Source organism: Acinetobacter lwoffii (assembly GCF_019048525.1).
Taxonomy (GTDB): Bacteria; Pseudomonadota; Gammaproteobacteria; order Pseudomonadales; family Moraxellaceae; genus Acinetobacter; species Acinetobacter lwoffii_K.
In genome coordinates this window covers 1,388,301-1,406,342 of sequence record NZ_CP077369.1, presented here as the reverse complement: position 1 = coordinate 1,406,342, position 18,042 = coordinate 1,388,301, and the positions used below count along the sequence as shown (strand labels likewise).

Below are 18,042 nucleotides of genomic sequence, written 5' to 3'. Positions count from 1 at the left end.
GTTCTCACCTATTCGCTTCTCTTAAACATTAAAAACTTAATCAGTCTTCAGGATATTCAAAACGGTAACCGACCCCATACACCGCCTGAATCCACTCATGACGGTTGCCGGTTTCAGCCGCATCTGAAATCTTACGGCGCAAATTCTTGATATGACTGTCAATGACACGGTCAGCCACATCAAAACTGTCCGGATTAATATGATCCAGCAATTGTGCACGTGAATATACCTGTCCGACATGTTCTAGGAATAACTCCAGCAAACGGAATTCAGTTGGCGTTAAATTCAAGGCTTTTTGCTGGTACCAGATGCGCTGTTGTGATTTGTCCATGCGGAATAAATCATTGCTTTCCGGTTCTGATTTACGGTCCAGACGACGTAACACAGCCTGTACACGCGCGACCAGTTCCTTCGGGCTAAACGGTTTACAGAGATAATCATCAGCACCCATATTCAGACCCAATACCCGGTCAATTTCTTCAGTACGCGCGGTCACCATAATAATCGGTAAATCCGACTGTTCACGGACTTTACGGCAAATGGTCAGGCCATCCATACGTGGTACCATCAAGTCCAAAATCATCAGACTCGGTTTACGCTGGGTAAAACTGTTATATGCTTCCTGCCCATCATGAAACATACTGACCTCAAAACCAGCAGCTTCCAGATAGTCTCGCACCAACTGTGCAAGTTCGATTTCATCTTCAACCAGCATGACATGTTTCATCAATATATTTCCTTTATGGTTTCACTTGTTTAGGAAAGCTCAGCTTGCATCGTAAACCACCCAGTGGTGAATGTGCAAAGCTTAAGCTGCCGCCCAGCGCCTGTGTAATTTTACATGATAATGCCAAACCCAGTCCGGTTCCGCCAGTCGCCCGGGTACGCGAATCATCGACACGGTAGAAACGCTCACCAATACGCGTCAGTTGTTCATCAGTCAGGCCAAACGGACTATCATCGACATATAAGGTCCATTCTTTATCATCTTGCGTGGTGTGAATATGCACTTGCCCGCCTGCTTCAGTATAGCGAATACTGTTACTCAGCAAGTTCGCCACAATCTGTTTAAAACGATCTAGATCCAGATTTAAATCAGTCCCTTCGCCATCTGCAGTAACCACTAATTCAGCCTGTTCAAAGTTCGGCTGGAAGTTAATGAGTTCCTGCTGCACAACCTCCCACGGATTCACCGTCGAGAAATAGAATTGCAATTGCTGGGCATCGACCTGTGCCAGCGCGGCCAGATCTTGGGTCAGTTTTTTCAGGCTGTTCACCTGAGCCAGCATGGAAGAAAAATGTTCAGGTGTTGGTTTACGAATCCCATCCTGCATCGCTTCAATCTGTGCCTGCAACACTGCCAATGGCGTTTTTAATTCATGCGAGGTATCTGCCACCCACTGACGGCGCGAGGTTTCATGCTGATCCAGAATCACCGCCAATACATTTAATTCATTGGATAAATCACCCAGTTCATCATTCCGGTTCACTTTAACCTGATATTGATAATTTCCCTGAGTCAAGGCACGCGTACCATTGAGCAGACGTTGAATCGGCTTTTTGAAATAAGTCGCCAATAATAGGGAAGCAATTAGACTCGCTAAAATACTGAGTGCATAGACCAGAAATAAATAACGCTTCTGGTTACTGAAGAAATTGATACTTAAGGCATCATCCTGATCCAGAACCGGTTTTAAGCCCAAATAGCCGACAATCTGATTATTCACCATAATCGGGCGATAAGAAATCTGTTCATCTGAAGCCTCACCCACTACGAAACGACGCTTGGCATCATACAGTGAGAGACGTGAACTGAGGCCAAGACGGTCCGGCATCCGGATAAACTGTTTCTTGCCAGTCGGTTGCTGTGCTGGCTGCTCACCATTTTTGCGATCAGTTCTAAACAGATTCTGATTGGAACTGAGCGGAAATTTCAAGCCTTCAAAAGGCTGAAACTGGGAGGGCAAATTAGATGCTAACAAACGTAATTCTTCTTCATTGACCTGACGTTGTGGCAACTGTGGATCCACCATACTCGGTGCCACTTGAGCCAGGGTCTGTTCCTGAAAATAACGCTGCTGCAAGGCAATATCATACTGACGGCGCAGCCACCAGCGTGATAATCGGTCATAATCATCCGGTGCGGCTTCACCTTCCATCTGGAGAATCTGTGCCTGAATCGCATTGCCCCAGTCCTGATAAACTGCATAGACATCTGCCAGATTTTCAATCACATAATCCAGCTTTTGCATTTCGACATCGGCGACATAGCGGGCAAAATTACGCTGCATATTCAGATGCAATACACCCAGACTCACCGTGGTAATGACCAGCGTGGTCAACAGCACGGTCAAAAATAGACGTAATGCAATGGGAATGCGGCGAATGTTCAAAATAGAAATCTCAATTTTTCTTCTATATTCATTATTGTAGCGAACACTGCATCAAAAAACCCTTCATTGTTTCTACATCTTTATTGTTTAATCTTTAACGATCAAAAGAATCAGACCTTTAACGGGATTAATCATATGCAAACCATGACAAAAATAGCATTCATCAGTGCCAGTGTTTTATCAATGGGTGCGTTGACTGCCTGTCAATCCACCAGCAATGTCCCAAATAACGATCATCCCCACATGATGAAACATCATGAAGGCAAAAAACAGCATCTAACTCCTGAACAGCGTGAGCAGTTTAAGGCAAAGCGTGCAGAACGCATGCAGTTTGCCAAACAGCTTCAACAAGCTTGTGACAATAAAGCTGTGGGTTCAGCCATTCAGGTCAAGAGTGGCGATAAAACCATAGACGGCACCTGCAAGATGGTCTTTAAAGCAGATCATAAAGAGATGAAAAGCCATCGCGGCGAACATCGTGGCATGAAAGCTGAACATCATCCAATGCGTGCCGATATGCGTAGAGGCCTGATGCACGGTGAAGTCTTGACTGATGCCAAACGTGCAGAATTGACCAAACAGTTTGATCAGCGCCTCGCTCAACGTCAGGCACATCAACAAGCCATGCTGCAAGCCTGTCAAGGCAAAAAAGACGGGACTGCTGCACAGATCAAGATGGGTGAACAAACCATCAATGGCAAATGTCATGTTCGCTTCCAGCCTACAGCCTCTGCCTATTAATGCATAGGAATCAAGGCTTCACGACTAGCACCTTCGGGTGCTTTTTTATTGCGTGCTCTTTCATGCATACAGTTGACTATTCCTTTCCTATAAAATATGGCTAAAGTCTTTATACTCAAGACATTTAATGTTACATGCAGATTAATCTTTGACTTTACAGTCACCAAGAAAACACCCCGAAAAGCTTGTACCGCAGGGGAAGTTGTTGCACGATTAGATCATTCCAAACCGTGTCAGTGAAGACAGGTTTTAGTTCATCTAAGATTATAACGCTGGTTCAACCAGTATTGAGGAAACCGATATGCCACAATACAAAGCGCCTTTACGTGATATGCAATTTGTGTTGCATGAATTATTAAATGCTGAACAACACTATGCAAATCTCCCTGCATTCCAAGAAAACGTAAGCCGTGAGCTGGTAGATCAGTACTTAGAAGCTGCGGCCGACTTCTGTGAAAACGAATTGTCTCCGATCAACCAGACCGGTGACCGTGAAGGCTGTACCTGGAATGACGGCGTTGTTACGACTCCGACTGGCTTTAAAGAAGCGTACCAAAAATACATCGAGCTTGGCTTCCCTTCTCTTTCTGCTGAAGAACAATACGGCGGTCAAGGCTTACCGAACTCTTTAGGTATCGCGATTTCTGAAATGGTGGGTACTGCGAACTGGGCATGGGGCATGTACCCTGGCCTGTCTCACGGTGCGGTTCGTACTTTAGAACATCATGGTTCAGCTGAACAAAAAGACGCTTACCTGCCTAAACTGGTTTCAGGTGAGTGGACGGGTACCATGTGCTTAACTGAATCCCATGCGGGTTCTGACCTGGGTATTATCCGTACCAAAGCTGAACCACAAGCGGACGGTAGCTATGCAATCTCTGGCGAGAAAATCTTTATCTCTGCTGGTGAACACGACATGGCAGAGAACATTATCCATATCGTACTTGCTCGCCTGCCAGGTGCACCGAAAGGTACCAAAGGTATCTCATTATTCATCGTGCCAAAATTCAACCTAAATGCTGACGGTTCTATTGGCGAGCGTAACGGTGTACGTTGTGGTTCGATCGAACACAAGATGGGTATTCATGGTAACGCGACTTGTGTCATCAACTTTGACAATGCTAAAGGCTTCCTGATTGGACCTGAAAACCGCGGCTTGAACTGCATGTTCACGTTCATGAACACAGCACGTATCGGTACAGCAGTTCAAGGTCTTGCAGCATCTGAAGGTTCATTCCAAGGCGCGCTTGCATACGCAAAAGATCGTCTGGCAATGCGCTCTCTTTCTGGTCCTAAAGCACCTGAAAAAGAAGCAGATCCAATCATTGTGCATCCTGCGGTACGTAACATGCTTTTAACTCAAAAAGCATATGCAGAAGGTGGTCGTGCACTGGTTTACCTGTTAGCACAATATGCTGACGTAGTTGAACATGCTGCAGAAGAAGCAGACCGTAAATTTGCAGACAACATCCTGTCATTGCTGACACCAATCGCAAAAGCGTTCCTGACTGAAACTGGTTCTGAAGCTGCGAAACACGGTGTACAGGTATTTGGTGGTCACGGCTTTATTTCTGAGCACGGTATGGAGCAGATCGTACGTGATACACGTATCGCCTGCTTGTACGAAGGTACCACTGAAATTCAGGCACTAGACTTGTTAGGCCGTAAAGTATTGGGTACGCAAGGTGCAATGTTGAAAGACTTCACCAAGATCATCCATAAATTTGCTGAAGCGCACAAAGACAATGCTGCAATGAAAGAATTCGTTGAACCATTGGCTGCCTTGAACAAAGAATGGGGCGATCTGACCATGCAGATTGGTATGCGCGCGATGCAAAACCCTGAAGAAGTGGGTGCGGCTGCAGTCGATTACCTGTACTTCTCTGGTTATGTCACTCTAGCTTTCCTATGGGCACGTATGGCATTGGTTGCTCAAGAGCAACTGGCTGCGGGCACCACTGAGGTTGATTTCTACAATGCCAAAGTGACGACAGCACGCTTCTACTTCAAGAAAATCCTGCCACGCGTTCGTTCACACGTTGAAGTGATTGCGACAGGTGTAGAGCCATTGATGAACCTGGATGCGGAACACTTTGCATTCTAAGTTAGTCTCAGACTAGCTACATTTCAGAAAAAGGACGGTCAATCAACAGGCAGTCCTTTTTCTTTATAAAGAGTTACAGAATTAACCTTTAGTCGTCTAACATTCAGATTTTGAGTGTTTTAGACTGATTAAAACTCATTTAATCAAACAATAAACAGGTGACACACCATGCCAATTTATAACGCGCCACTTGCCGATATGAAATTCATCCTGAACGATGTCTTCAATGCAGAACAATTCTGGCAGGCCAATGAAAATCTAGCGCATCTGGATGCTGCGACAGCAGAAGCGATTCTTGAAGAAATGGCAAAATTTTCTCAAAACGTCATGCTTCCTCTGAACCGTACCGGCGATGAAGAAGGCGCAAAAATTGAAAATAGTAATGTGACCACACCTGCTGGCTTTAAAGAAGCGTTCAAACAATATGCAGAAGGTGGCTGGATTGGTCTGGGCGCAGATATGGAATGGGGCGGCCAGGAAATGCCGAAAATGCTAACGGTACTTTCTGATGAAATGCTGTTTGCCACCAACCCGTCTTTCATGCTGTATCCATTGCTTTCTGTTGGTGCGGGCATGGCGCTGAACAGCTATGCTTCACAAGCACAAAAAGAAACCTATTTACCTAAAATTTATTCGGGTGAGTGGTCAGGCACCATGTGCTTAACCGAACCACATGCCGGTACTGATTTGGGTATTATCAAAACCAAAGCTGAACGTAACGAAGACGGCACTTATAGCATCAGCGGCACCAAGATTTTCATCACGGGTGGTGATCATGACCTGGCGGAAAATATTATTCACCTCGTTCTAGCGAAAACCCCAGATGCCCCTGCTGGCTCTCGTGGTATTTCTCTGTTCATCGTACCGAAATTCTTGGTCAATGAAGATGGTTCTATCGGCGAGCGTAATCCGGTCGGCCCAGGTTCAATCGAACACAAGATGGGGATCAAGGCATCTGCGACTTGTGTCATGAACTTTGACGGTGCCAAAGGTTACCTCGTTGGTAAAGAAAACGAAGGTCTCGCTGCGATGTTCGTGATGATGAACTACGAACGTCTGTCGATGGGTATTCAAGGCCTAGGTGCTTCTGAATTCGCTTATCAAAACGCTGCGCAATATGCCACAGACCGTTTACAGGGTCGTAGTGCGGCTGGCGTTCAGTCACCAAGCAAACCTGCGGATAGCATTCTGGTGCATGGTGATGTACGCCGTATGCTGCTGAATGTACGTGCCAATAACGAAGCTTCGCGTGCCTTTGCAGTTTATGTAGGTCAGCAACTGGATATCACCAAATTCTCTACTGATCCTGAAGCGGTGAAAAAAGCCAATGACCGCGTTGCGCTATTAACACCAATCGCGAAAGCGTATTTAACGGATACCGCATTCCAGGCGACCCTAGATGCACAAATGGTCTTCGGTGGTCATGGCTATATCCGTGAATGGGGCTTGGAGCAATGTATCCGTGACCTACGTATTTCCCAGATCTATGAAGGCACCAACGGTGTACAGTCACAAGACTTGATCGGCCGCAAAACCATTAAATGTGGCGGCGAATATATCTCTGAATATATCTCTGAAATCCGTGACTTTGCCAATAGTCTGGATGCGGATCTAAACTTTATTAAAGATGCCACACTGGATGCAGCAACTGAAGTTGAATCGGTGACTCAGTACATTCTGGAAGCAGCACGAGAAAGCCATGACTTCCCGAATGCAACCGCAGTTGACTATCTGCACGCTGTAGGTCTGTTGAGCTTCTCTTATATGTTTGCGCGCATTGCTAATGCAGCGAAAAATAAAGAGGGTGATTTCTATCAGAACAAACTCGCTTTGGCACGTTATTTTGTGCAACGCATTCTGCCTGAACTGGCATTACGCATTACTAAAGTGAAATCAGGTTCTGACGTCATCATGAACTTCTCTGAAGATTATTTCACGACTCAAGCTTAAGCTGAAAATCTGCAATAAAAAACGCCTGCTTCAGCAGGCGTTTTTTTATGAAAATGCAATAATTAAACTTTTTGAATCAGCAAGGTATCCGGTTGATTATTGCTCTTCGGATTCAGATGTTTATTCACAATTTTGATATTCCCCTCAGACTCTAAAGACTCGCAGAGTTCCACCACCTTTTGCATATCTTCAGCCTTAATGCCTACGCCGAGGATTAATTTTTTTCCGGCTTCTAATTGGCTAATTTTTGTTTGAATTTTATCTAACACTTTTTTCTCCTATTTATTCAATATACCACCCATACAATATAGCAATTTAGTCTAAAAAAAGCGCAAAAGTTCAAATAATTGGTGGTGTTTCAAAAAGTATGCTGAAAAAAAGCAGGTTGGATTTTGATAAAATAGAGAAATGCGAATAACTCTAGAAATCAAGTGTCCAGCCTGCCTAAGTGACAGTATAAAGAAAAATGGCACAAAAGTAGATGGTAAGCAAAATTACCAATGTAAAATATGCAGACGTCAATTTATTGGTGATCATGCTCTCAGTTATCAAGGCTGTCACTCAGGTATCAAAACCAAAATATTACACCTCATGGTGCGAGGCAGTGGTGTCAGGGATATAGCAGAAATTGAAAGAGTAAGTATCGGTAAAGTTCTACGGACACTTAGCCAATCAAAATATCAACTTCGAGCACAGCAAAGTCATTATGAAACCCTTGAAGTAGATGAGTTTTGGACTTTTGTTGGTCATAAGCAAAATAAACAATGGCTAATTTATGCCTATCATCGAGAAACAGGTGAAATTGTTGCTTATGTATGGGGTAACCGAGATTTAGCCACTGCAAAACGACTTAAATTAAAATTGAAGCAGTTAGGTGTAAGCTATACATGTATATCAAGTGACCATTGGGATAGCTTTGTTACGACCTTTAAAGAATGCAAACAGTTGATTGGTAAATTTTTCACTGTGGGTATAGAAGGCAATAATTGTCGATTACGGCATCGAATCAGGCGAGGCTTTAGGAGAAGCTGCAACTTCTCCAAAAAGCTTGAAAATCATTTCAAAGCCTTTGATTTAGTGTTCTTTTATATCAATAATGGATTCGTTTAATGCCAGCATACTTTTTGAAACACCACCAAATAATTTAATCTTTATTTTTCATTCAATCATTCTGTGCATGATCTTTGCACGTTATTCTACAACTATCTTTTATTTCACATGAAAAATCAGGAGGATAATATGTCTAAATCACGTCCGAAAATTGAAAAATTTGAAGCCCTCCTCGACCGTCTTGGTAATCTTGCTGTAGAAAGCTTTCATTATATTGCGCTGTTTATTATTGGCTGTATGGTGATCTGGTCCGCTGGCCATACCGTCATTGACATTCTGACCGTCAAACAGTTCGCCACCATTGATGACATTCTTTTATTGTTTATTTATCTGGAACTGGGTGCCATGGTTGGTATCTATTTTAAGACCAACCATATGCCGGTACGCTTCCTGATTTATATTGCCATTACTGCACTAACCCGTTTGCTGATTGCGGATATTCAACACACGCATAAAGCCAGCATGGATCTGGTGATTATTACCGGTTCAATTCTGATTCTAGCCTTTGCGATATTAGTGGTGCGCTATGCCTCATGGACCTATCCATCCGTGATCCGTGACAAACATAGTGAAAAGCCATTACCCCTTGGCAAAACACCGCGCCCAGAAGATGATGAATTGGCATAGTCTTTTAAGCCCTCTTTTTTGCACTTCAGCTTAAAGCAACACTTAAGCCTCATTCAGGGTTTAGGACTATTTATCTCAAGCAACCTCTCCCTAGCCCTCTCCTCACAGGAGAGGGAACTATTTTGGTCTTTTTGAGTTATTTACGCTTATTACTGAATTATCCGTTCAGAATTTAGAGCAGTTTAACGATTCGGCACCAGCACATAGCGTCCATTTTCATAAATCCAGTAGCTGCCACGTGGCGGTGCAGGCAAGCCGATACGCTGCCAATCGGTAATTACCGTATATCTCGAACTTTCAATCCGGGCAACATTCGGATCACCATTGACCCAGCTATAACTATTCGAATTTTGATAAATGGTGGTCGGTGCCTGATACTGAATATTTAATCCACTTTGACTCTGTGCAGGTGGATAGCCCCAATGTGATGGTCGTTGCGGGTAATGTGGTCTTGGTGGCAGCGGACGTTGCGAATAATGCTGCCGTGGTGGATCATAAGATCGTGGGGCGCTGCGATAATTCGGTACAGATCGATCTACACCACTATAACCCACCCAGGCATTGCCAGCCATACTCTGTGCAGAAGCTCCCAATAGCAATGCAGCGAATATTGCACTCGATAGTACGATTCTCATTTGAGCTTCCTCCGAATAATCTGCTTATATTTTAAACAAAATAGATGCAGAAAATATGGATACGGCCGCCAGAGCTGCAATTTTTTGTAATGCGCTTGCCTATTTTCAATCTGACAGGCGCGTCGGCAGACTGCTGCTTTATGCTAAAATTACTTTTTTAATGTTTCGAGTTGAATACTGTGTCTGATTTAAATTTCGATCGTTTACATGAATATTTTTCTAAAGTGCCGAGTGTTCAGAAAGAACGGATTGATAGCTATGGTTCAGATGGCAAACAGGCATGGTGGTTTAAGTTTCAGATCAATGTAGATCATCCGCTGGCTTGGCAAACTGTGCAAGAGCTAGGTCATGTCCTGAACTATATTTCTAAAAATGAACGTCTTCCAACTCAGTTCCTTCCAGTTTCGCCACCGCCATATATGAATGGTGTAGCCAAAGATTTTCTGTCTTGGGTGATCCAGTGTAATCACGCAGATTTTCCGCCAGATGTGGTTTGTGACTGGTTAGAAGCGCGTCTACCAAATCCGGTCGATGATGAAGCGCAATGGAAAATTAAAACCGATATTTCTGAGCTGGATCAATTAACGGATAAAGAGCTGGATCAGCTGGTTCCGCCGAATCCTGAATCAAAAAGCTGATAATAAAAAATCTCCCTAAATCCCTCTTTTTCAAAGAGGGACTTTCCTCCCTTTTTAAAAAGGGAGGTCAGGAGGGATTTAAAATCAAAACGTCGACCAGCCGCTCCATTCCATAAAGCGATACAGCCAATATTTAAAGAACGAGTTTTCTGCATATTGCGTATAGTCCACGCTCATAGAACGGCCATTCAGATTTGACCATGCACCCTCAAAATATTGCTGGGCATCCCTGAAAACTTCGGCCTGAGACTGACCCAGCAGACGCATATTGGTTTCCAGATTATAGTTTTTCAGATTACGTGCGGTGAAATTGGCCGAGCCCAAAATCATTTCAGCTTGTTGCGCATTGCGTTTTATCAGCATTTTGCTATGACATTGCTCGCCTTGGGTATGACACCAGCGCACATTTATACCCGCTTTATGCAGTTCCGAAGCCACCTGCCGGTTTGGAATCCCGTTTTTCTCACGACCGAAAGCATCTTTATTTGGGTCAAGTAGAACCCGAACTTTAACCCCGCGTTCATGCGCCGCAATCAGGCTCTTAATAATCTTGCGTTCAGACAGATAAAACATCGCCAGATCAATCTGTTCATTTTTCTTTGCCGTCTGGATCAGATTCAGAATTGCGTCATAAATGGCTTTTTCCGTCAGTACCTGCACCTGTGGCTGGGTAGATTCTGCCTGAAAATCCCCAGCGACAATGGCTGGCATATTCGCTTGTGACATCATGCCCACAGACAGTTCTGTTTTCAAAATATCCACAGCTGTGCTCCCCCAGACCAATAAACCAATATTGGAATGCCGTGAACTGCCATCATGCGGATTCATGGATGTGACCAGTGCTTTCCAGCCTTGATCGGTATCCACCACCATAGTTTTGCGATGATTGGCTTTAAAGTTAAACAAATCAAAATAACTGCGCAGGGTAATTTTTTCTGTTCCAAATGGATTCGGCAACCAGCCTGTTTCCGGATTATTGCCAATGCCCTGGCAACAGATATACCAGAAGCCGGACCAGCTTGGATTGGAAGCCCGCAACGGCGTCAGATTGGTTTCAATCACATCAATACCGTGCTGACGCAATTCCCGATACTGCTCGGATCTAATTCCACCATAGACCGAATTGATCGGATCGGTAATAAATTTGATTTCTACCTCAGGCTGCAGCAGACGTTTACTGATTAAAGCATCGCTCAGTTGTTGACTCAATGCCTGATGCTGCTGCGTAGATGCACCGGTTTGCTGATTAAATAAAAACATATCCAGCACAATCAGCGATTTGGCCTCTTCAATCATTTTCAGCATTTCATTAAAAATGCGATGATCTAAATGCTGTTTTCCTTCGGCATCCAGATAAGTCTGATCGGCCAGAAACTTGACTTCGGCATGACGCAGTTTGCCCGTGTAATTCAGACCTTCCGGCAAAGGCTTATACGTGTGGTAGATTGCCGAAGCCAAATAACCCACAGCCAGCATACTAATGATCAAAGTCGCATAACGGCGATTCGACCAGTTCAATTTATTGTGAATTCGTTGAAAGATACGCATAAGAAAAAACCTAACCCAATATACTCAGGCTAGGTTTTATCTTATGATTTTTCAAGTAGATTTCAGTGAGATCTAGATGATTTGGTCGATTATTTCAGTAGACCTGTTAGAAATCATACTGCACGCCGACAGTAAAGTTGCGACCCACCTGCGGAATATTCGACAGGAAGGAAGTATGTGAATACACCTGATCATCGAGCAGGTTGTTGGCCTTGAAATAAACCCTATAAGCATTGTTATCTGCAAGGCTATTGGCATAGCTTAAGCCCACATTCACCATATTGTAGCCTTGGGTTTCATCTTCATAGCTGGCGATTTTGTCCTGATTAAAGACATGATAATACTCAGCCAAACCTGACCAGCCATCGGCAAAGTCTGCTTCTACTTTGGTGCCTAAGCGACCTGCAGGTACACGTGGTGCATTTTCGCCTTCAATCTTGCCACGTACATAGTCCCCAAAGACGCTGAGCTTATACATATCATTGATCTGATACCCGGCTTGTGCTTCTGTACCATAGAATCTGGCTTTGTCCTGGGTATATTGCACGCCACGTAAATTACCTTTTTGCGCTACCGTTTCGCCATAGATATAATCATCAAACCAGTTGTGATAGACATGCACATGGTAATCCAGTTTATCCCCTTCATAATGCAGACCTAACTCGAGATTATTTGAAGTTTCTTTATCGAGATCAGGATTACCTAGTTCATAGGTATTGGTCGCAAAATGCAAGCCATCAGCATAGAGTTCTTGAGCTAAAGGCAAACGCTGCTGATGTGATCCCACTACAGAAAGTTTGTAGTCCGGTGCAAATTCCCAGTTGGCAGCAGCGGATGCAGAGACACCAGTCCCCGAATAATCTTTCTGATCCGAATCTACTTTCACTTTTTGATGATCGACACGCGCACCAAGTTCAACATGCACATCGCCAAGTTGCTTATGCTCTAAAGCAAAAAGACTGAATTTGTCAGTTTTTGTGTCCGGCATCACGACACCTGAACTATGAACATGATGTTCTTCATCGTCCTCATCGCCATCTTCATGATGGTCATGCTCTGATGCGGCAAGATTAATTTTTTGCTGTGAAATCTGGGTTCCAATCACCCCTTCCCAGCCTGCAACTGGCACATGCACCAACTCTAAACGGCCGTCATAACCTTTGCTTTTAAAGTCACTAATGACTTCACTTTCTTCAAGTTCATTGTGTTCATAATCGGTAATGCTGGCATGTGCACGTAGTTTTTCAACACCGGCAAAAGGCTGTTCCAGTTCGGTGCGTACTTCATAGCGTTCAGATTTTAAATCTACCCATGGTCCACCATGCTCTTCATGGGCTGGTGCATCTGGGTCAGGTGTTGGACAACCATGAAAATGATCACCATGTAAAACACAACCATGATATTCATGACTATGCCCTGGTAAGCCATACTGATCCTGACGGTTGCTATAAGACAGACCGACAAAACCACGATCATGAATCCATGATCCGCCAATATTGACTGTTTGCCCTTCAGCAAAAGTATTGCCCACACGACGTTCTTTTTCTAATTCGTCATCATGCTCATGAAAATAATCCGGTGCAATATAATCATTGGCTTTACGTTTTGAGCCTTCTACACGCAAAGCAAAGTTTTCACCAATACCCGCTGTCACACCAGCACTTGCCAGTTTTTCATCACTGCCTGAGTTATAACGCAGGCCGACTGTACCTTCCAAACCATCTTCAGGCATCTGGGTCGGAATTTTTTGATCAGTGACATTCACCAGACCACCGACTGTACCGGCACCATAAAGCAAGGTTGATGGACCGCGAATTACTTCCACCTGTTTTGCCAGAATCGGATCAACGGTTACTGCATGGTCAGGAGACAAAGTGGATACATCCGCTGTTTCAGAAGCATGCTGCAACACTTTCACACGTGGACCATCTTGACCACGAATCACAGGACGGCTTGAACCTGAACCATATTGATTAGAATAAACACCCAGCTCATCTGCCAAGGCATCCCCAATGGTGGTAGCACGTTCAGATAGCGCTTTCTGATCCACGACCTGATCTGCAACCGCGAAATCCGCCGCAGTCTGCACCAATGGATGAGCTTGCACCTGAATAGTGTCCATGGTCTGAACCGGGATAGAAGATGAGGATTGCTCTGCAAATACTGTAGGCGCAACTACAGCAAAAATTGACAATGTTATTAGATTCTTAGGGAAGGACATGACCGAAGCTCAAATTCAGCAATTTGGATTAATGTTATAATATAACATTTCATTATTTTTGCAATCCTTTACGATAATCAGTGCTATATTTTATTAGAATGTCCTTTGAATATTTTTGATTACATTAAAACATTGTCTTTATGCCCTTTACCTTATCGCATGCTGTGCTTGCTCCCCCTATTTCATATTTAACTGGAAATAGACTCCCTGTTGCTGCGCTGGCCATTGGCAGCATGGTTCCCGATCTGCATCGCCTGTTTACTCATACTAATTCTAATATCACCCATTTATGGTCTTCGCTGATTCATCCGGATCTCTGGATCGGTCTGGCTTTTTGTGCCGTCTGGTACCTGATTTACCGGCCCGTAATTTACCGTTTCATCGGTATTCAGCATGATTTAAAGATTCACAATATCCTTTCAGCACTAAAATTTATCCTGGTAATGTGTCTGGCACTGATCGTCGGTACAGCTACCCATTTAATCTGGGATGGACTGACCCACGTCGATTTTCGAACTTTTGCCTTTCATGACGTCTTAGCCCAACATTTTCAGTTGTTTGGACAAAGTTATCCGCTGCACCGGATTTTACAGATTGGCACCTCAGTGATTGTCTTGCCTCTTATCCTGTGGATGAGCCTGCATTACTATAAAACTCATCAGCAATATCTTGCAGTCAGTGTGAAAATCAAATCCTTTGCCTGGGGCTTATTGCTCTTTTCTATATTTACCGGCCTATTTTCTGTCTGGGATTATGCGCGCTATATTTCTACGGAAGTCTGGCAATCAGACCTCTATTATTTTACTGGTCGCTCGATCAATGAATTTAGCCAAGGCTTTCTGATCACCTTCAGTCTGGGCTGTTTACTGTTTTTATTTTTAGACAGAGAGCACAGGATGGATTAAACAAAGCACTGGCTTTGCGCCTATTCACTTTAAAATGATATTGTTTTTGACCCAAGTTCTTGTGACAACATGCCCAAAGAGGCATAATCCTACCTTTACTCAAAGCGGTACGCTGTTTACGTATTCGCTGACCTTAACCCATATAGTTGGATTTCTAACGCTATGATGCGAACTCATTACTGCGGTTCTTTAACCGAAGCTCAAATTGACCAAACCGTAACATTATGCGGTTGGGTACACCGTCGCCGTGACCACGGGGGTGTAATCTTCCTTGACATGCGTGACCGTGATGGTCTTGTTCAAGTGGTTATTGACCCAGATACTCCTGAAGCATTCGCAACTGCTGATAAAGTACGTTCAGAATTTGTATTAAAAATTACAGGCCGTGTGCGTCGCCGTTATGAAGGCACAGAAAATGCCAATATGGTGAGCGGTCAAATCGAAGTTCTTGGTAAAGAAATTGAAGTTCTTGCTCAGTCTGAAACTCCGCCATTCCCTTTAAATGACGAAAACACCAATATTTCTGAAGAAATTCGTTTGAAATATCGTTTCCTGGACATCCGTCGTCCAGAAATGCTAGATCGTTTACGTTTCCGTTCTAAATTGACCAACCTGATTCGTAACTACTTCGAAGACAATGGTTTCCTAGACGTTGAAACACCAATTTTGACACGTGCAACACCTGAAGGCGCGCGTGACTATTTAGTGCCTAGCCGTGTATCTAACGGTAGCTTCTACGCACTTCCACAGTCTCCACAGCTGTTCAAACAGTTGTTGATGGTGGGTGGTATCGATCGTTACTACCAAATCGCGAAATGTTTCCGTGATGAAGACTTGCGTGCGGATCGTCAGCCAGAATTCACCCAAATCGACGTTGAAACATCGTTCATGAGTGACGATGACATCATGGATTTAATGGAAACTTTAACCGTGAAGATGTTCAAAGAACTTCTAAACGTAGAGTTTGATAAATTCCCACGCATGACATACAACGATGCAATGCGTGACTATGCGTCTGACAAACCAGATATGCGTATTCCGTTGAAACTGGTTGACGTTGCAGACTTGATGCAAGACGTTGAGTTCAAAGTATTCGCAGGTCCTGCAAAAGATCCTAAAGGCCGTATCGTTGCGCTTCGCGTACCGGGTGCGGGTTCACTTCCACGTAGCGCGATTGATGAATACACCAAATTTGTAGGCATCTACGGTGCACGCGGTTTGGCTTACATCAAAGTCAACGAACTTGAAAAAGGTATCGAAGGTCTTCAATCTCCAATCGTGAAATTCATCGAGCCAATCGTGCTTGATCTATTGAAACGTGTTGGCGCTGAAAATGGCGACATCGTATTCTTCGGTGCAGACAAAGCGAAAGTTGTTAACGATGCCATGGGCGCGCTTCGTGTGAAGATCGGTCATGACCTTAAATTATCAACTTGTGAGTGGGCGCCACTTTGGGTTGTTGATTTCCCAATGTTCGAAGAAACTGATGATGGCAAATGGACCTCTGTTCACCACCCATTCACGCTACCAAAATCAAGCGTTGAAGAAGTGAAGAACAACCCAGGTGCAGCATTATCTGTTGCTTACGATATGGTATTGAACGGTACTGAAATCGGTGGTGGTTCACTGCGTATTCATAACCTTGAAATGCAAAAAGCGATCTTTGAAGCATTAGGTATTGGCGAAGAAGAAGCAGAAGAGAAATTCAGCTTCTTATTAAATGCATTACGTTACGGTGCTCCTCCGCATGGTGGTTTGGCATTTGGTCTTGACCGTCTGGTGATGCTCATGACTGGTGGTGCTTCTATTCGTGACGTCATTGCATTCCCGAAAACCAAGACTGCTGAATGTCCATTAACGCAAGCACCTGCTCCAGTTGAATCAAATCAACTGCGTGACCTTGGTATTCGCTTACGTGAAAAACCAAAAGCTGAATCTCAAGAATAATTCTTGAAGTATTAAGTGAAAAAGCTCTGCCTCGTGCGGGGCTTTTTTTGTAAGATTGAGTCGTATCTGGAACAGTGGCATAATAGCCACAGTTTTTAATCTAAGGTAATTAGCAATGGCTATGCGTCCTGCAGTTCGTAATCGCAGCATTATGCTTATTGTATTTTCAGTGGTTCAATGGCTGTTCATGCGCTATATCCTTGCCAACAATCTGTTCAACCTCGATACCAATGATCGTATTGTGTATTTTTGCCTGAGCAGTATTTTAGGTGCCCTGCTGATTTTTGTAGGTTTGATTTATATGGTGCTGAAGGGCAATCCGGACAAAGACCTATAATCTGACCATCTGGATACCATGTACACCCTACTCAAAAATTTCTCCAAGCTTCCACTAAGATTCATTCAAAATCTTGCGCAACTGGCTGGATCTCTTTTGTATCTCAGCCATTCTTCTGCACGCCGAGTGACCGAGATTAACTTGGCCTCTGCCTATCCTGAACTTTCGGAAGCTGAACGGGCTGATTTGACCAAAAGCAGCCTGAAAAGTCAGTGCATGACGTATGCAGAATCAGTCAAGATTTGGGGATCATCACCAGACTATGCGCTGTCTTTGATTCAAGATGTGCAGGGCGAAGATATTTTCCTGAAAGCTTTGCAAAATCCTCATGGCTGCTTGGCAGTGGTGCCTCATTTTGGTACGTGGGAGCTTTTAAATGTCTGGGTAAATCAGCACACCTCCCCTGTAATTATGTACAAGCCCAGTAAGAATCAGGATATTGACCGTTTTATGCTTGAAGCTCGGCAACGCCTGAATGCCACACTGGTTCCTACAGATGATTCTGGTGTACGTGCTTTATTTAAGCATTTAAAACAGGGTGGTTTTTCTGCAATATTGCCGGATCATGTACCTAAAGAAAGTGGTGGTATCTACTCACTTTTCTACAATCAAAATGCGCTATCTTCTACCTTACTTTCCAAACTGGCAGCCAAAACACAATGTTCAGTAGTTGGGCTTAGTTGTTTAAGACGTGAAGATTTTTCCGGCTATGATATTTACGTGACTAAATTATCAAATGATATTTTATCTAAAGATTTACAATTGTCGGTTGATACCTTAAATAAAGAAATGGAGCGCATGATTAATGTCGCTCCGGAACAGTATTTGTGGGGGTATAAAAGGTTTAGGAAAATAATTGATGAAAGTAATATTTATCAATAAATTT

At 43.8% G+C, this 18,042-nt stretch carries 16 protein-coding genes; 10 read left to right on the top strand and 6 right to left on the bottom strand.

The features are described 5' to 3' along the window. Nucleotides 1–40 precede the first annotated feature (40 nt). Nucleotides 41–727, bottom strand: coding sequence for a response regulator (locus I6L24_RS06545; RefSeq protein ID WP_004278304.1), 687 nt, complete (start codon nt 725–727; stop codon nt 41–43). Between the two features lie 13 nt (nt 728–740). Continuing rightward, nucleotides 741–2,393: a sensor histidine kinase efflux regulator BaeS gene (gene baeS, locus I6L24_RS06540; RefSeq protein WP_216986539.1), complete on the bottom strand. Its 1,653-nt coding sequence runs from the start codon at nt 2,391–2,393 to the stop codon at nt 741–743. A 135-nt stretch (nt 2,394–2,528) separates the two neighbouring features. Between baeS and I6L24_RS06535 the strand changes: the two genes are divergently transcribed. From I6L24_RS06535 to I6L24_RS06525, 3 genes are all read left to right on the top strand, one after another. Beyond that, entirely contained in the window at nt 2,529–3,134 is a 606-nt protein-coding gene (locus tag I6L24_RS06535) for a hypothetical protein (protein ID WP_216986538.1), read from the top strand. 301 nt (nt 3,135–3,435) lie between these two features. Further along, nucleotides 3,436–5,238 (top strand): acyl-CoA dehydrogenase C-terminal domain-containing protein, encoded by a 1,803-nt coding sequence (locus I6L24_RS06530; RefSeq protein ID WP_216986537.1) that lies wholly within the window; start codon nt 3,436–3,438, stop codon nt 5,236–5,238. Nucleotides 5,239–5,406: 168 nt separating this feature from the next. Then, a complete protein-coding gene (locus tag I6L24_RS06525) occupies nt 5,407–7,188 on the top strand; it encodes an acyl-CoA dehydrogenase C-terminal domain-containing protein (protein ID WP_216986536.1) in 1,782 nt (593 codons plus the stop codon). A 62-nt stretch (nt 7,189–7,250) separates the two neighbouring features. Here the strand turns inward: I6L24_RS06525 and I6L24_RS06520 are convergent, their stop codons facing one another. Further along, nucleotides 7,251–7,457: a hypothetical protein gene (locus tag I6L24_RS06520; RefSeq protein ID WP_004278311.1), complete on the bottom strand. Its 207-nt coding sequence runs from the start codon at nt 7,455–7,457 to the stop codon at nt 7,251–7,253. A gap of 139 nt (nt 7,458–7,596) precedes the next feature. Here I6L24_RS06520 and I6L24_RS06515 point away from each other — a divergent pair, with 139 nt between their 5' ends. Both I6L24_RS06515 and I6L24_RS06510 read left to right on the top strand, forming a co-directional pair. Next, nucleotides 7,597–8,298 carry an IS1 family transposase gene (locus tag I6L24_RS06515; RefSeq protein WP_004282341.1) on the top strand — a complete coding sequence of 234 codons (702 nt, stop codon included), beginning with the start codon at nt 7,597–7,599 and terminating at the stop codon, nt 8,296–8,298. A 129-nt stretch (nt 8,299–8,427) separates the two neighbouring features. Further along, on the top strand, nt 8,428–8,925 hold the full coding sequence (locus I6L24_RS06510) for a phosphate-starvation-inducible protein PsiE (RefSeq protein ID WP_004647497.1): 498 nt from the start codon (nt 8,428–8,430) through the stop codon (nt 8,923–8,925). A 182-nt stretch (nt 8,926–9,107) separates the two neighbouring features. On the opposite strand, the gene I6L24_RS06505 is transcribed toward I6L24_RS06510, so the two are convergent. Further along, on the bottom strand, nt 9,108–9,560 hold the full coding sequence (locus tag I6L24_RS06505) for an RcnB family protein (protein WP_216986535.1): 453 nt from the start codon (nt 9,558–9,560) through the stop codon (nt 9,108–9,110). Nucleotides 9,561–9,739: 179 nt separating this feature from the next. On the opposite strand from I6L24_RS06505, the gene I6L24_RS06500 reads away from it, so the two are divergent. Beyond that, nucleotides 9,740–10,198 (top strand): hypothetical protein, encoded by a 459-nt coding sequence (locus tag I6L24_RS06500; protein ID WP_004278314.1) that lies wholly within the window; start codon nt 9,740–9,742, stop codon nt 10,196–10,198. An 84-nt stretch (nt 10,199–10,282) separates the two neighbouring features. Here the strand turns inward: I6L24_RS06500 and I6L24_RS06495 are convergent, their stop codons facing one another. Together I6L24_RS06495 and znuD are read right to left on the bottom strand one after the other, a co-directional pair. Continuing rightward, entirely contained in the window at nt 10,283–11,746 is a 1,464-nt protein-coding gene (locus tag I6L24_RS06495; RefSeq protein ID WP_216986534.1) for a phospholipase D-like domain-containing protein, read from the bottom strand. 106 nt (nt 11,747–11,852) lie between these two features. Then, nucleotides 11,853–13,967, bottom strand: a complete 2,115-nt coding sequence (gene znuD / locus I6L24_RS06490) for a zinc piracy TonB-dependent receptor ZnuD (RefSeq protein ID WP_216986533.1) — start codon at nt 13,965–13,967, stop codon at nt 11,853–11,855. 140 nt (nt 13,968–14,107) lie between these two features. Between znuD and I6L24_RS06485 the strand changes: the two genes are divergently transcribed. From I6L24_RS06485 to I6L24_RS06470, 4 genes are all read left to right on the top strand, one after another. After that, nucleotides 14,108–14,872 (top strand): DUF4184 family protein, encoded by a 765-nt coding sequence (locus I6L24_RS06485; protein ID WP_216986532.1) that lies wholly within the window; start codon nt 14,108–14,110, stop codon nt 14,870–14,872. A gap of 162 nt (nt 14,873–15,034) precedes the next feature. Further along, nucleotides 15,035–16,819: an aspartate--tRNA ligase gene (gene aspS / locus I6L24_RS06480; RefSeq protein ID WP_005103279.1), complete on the top strand. Its 1,785-nt coding sequence runs from the start codon at nt 15,035–15,037 to the stop codon at nt 16,817–16,819. A 115-nt stretch (nt 16,820–16,934) separates the two neighbouring features. Beyond that, nucleotides 16,935–17,156, top strand: coding sequence for a hypothetical protein (locus I6L24_RS06475; RefSeq protein WP_004278319.1), 222 nt, complete (start codon nt 16,935–16,937; stop codon nt 17,154–17,156). A gap of 18 nt (nt 17,157–17,174) precedes the next feature. Beyond that, complete coding sequence (locus tag I6L24_RS06470) at nt 17,175–18,038, top strand: lysophospholipid acyltransferase family protein (RefSeq protein WP_004782143.1); 864 nt, start codon at nt 17,175–17,177, stop codon at nt 18,036–18,038. The last annotated feature ends 4 nt before the right edge of the window (nt 18,039–18,042 follow it).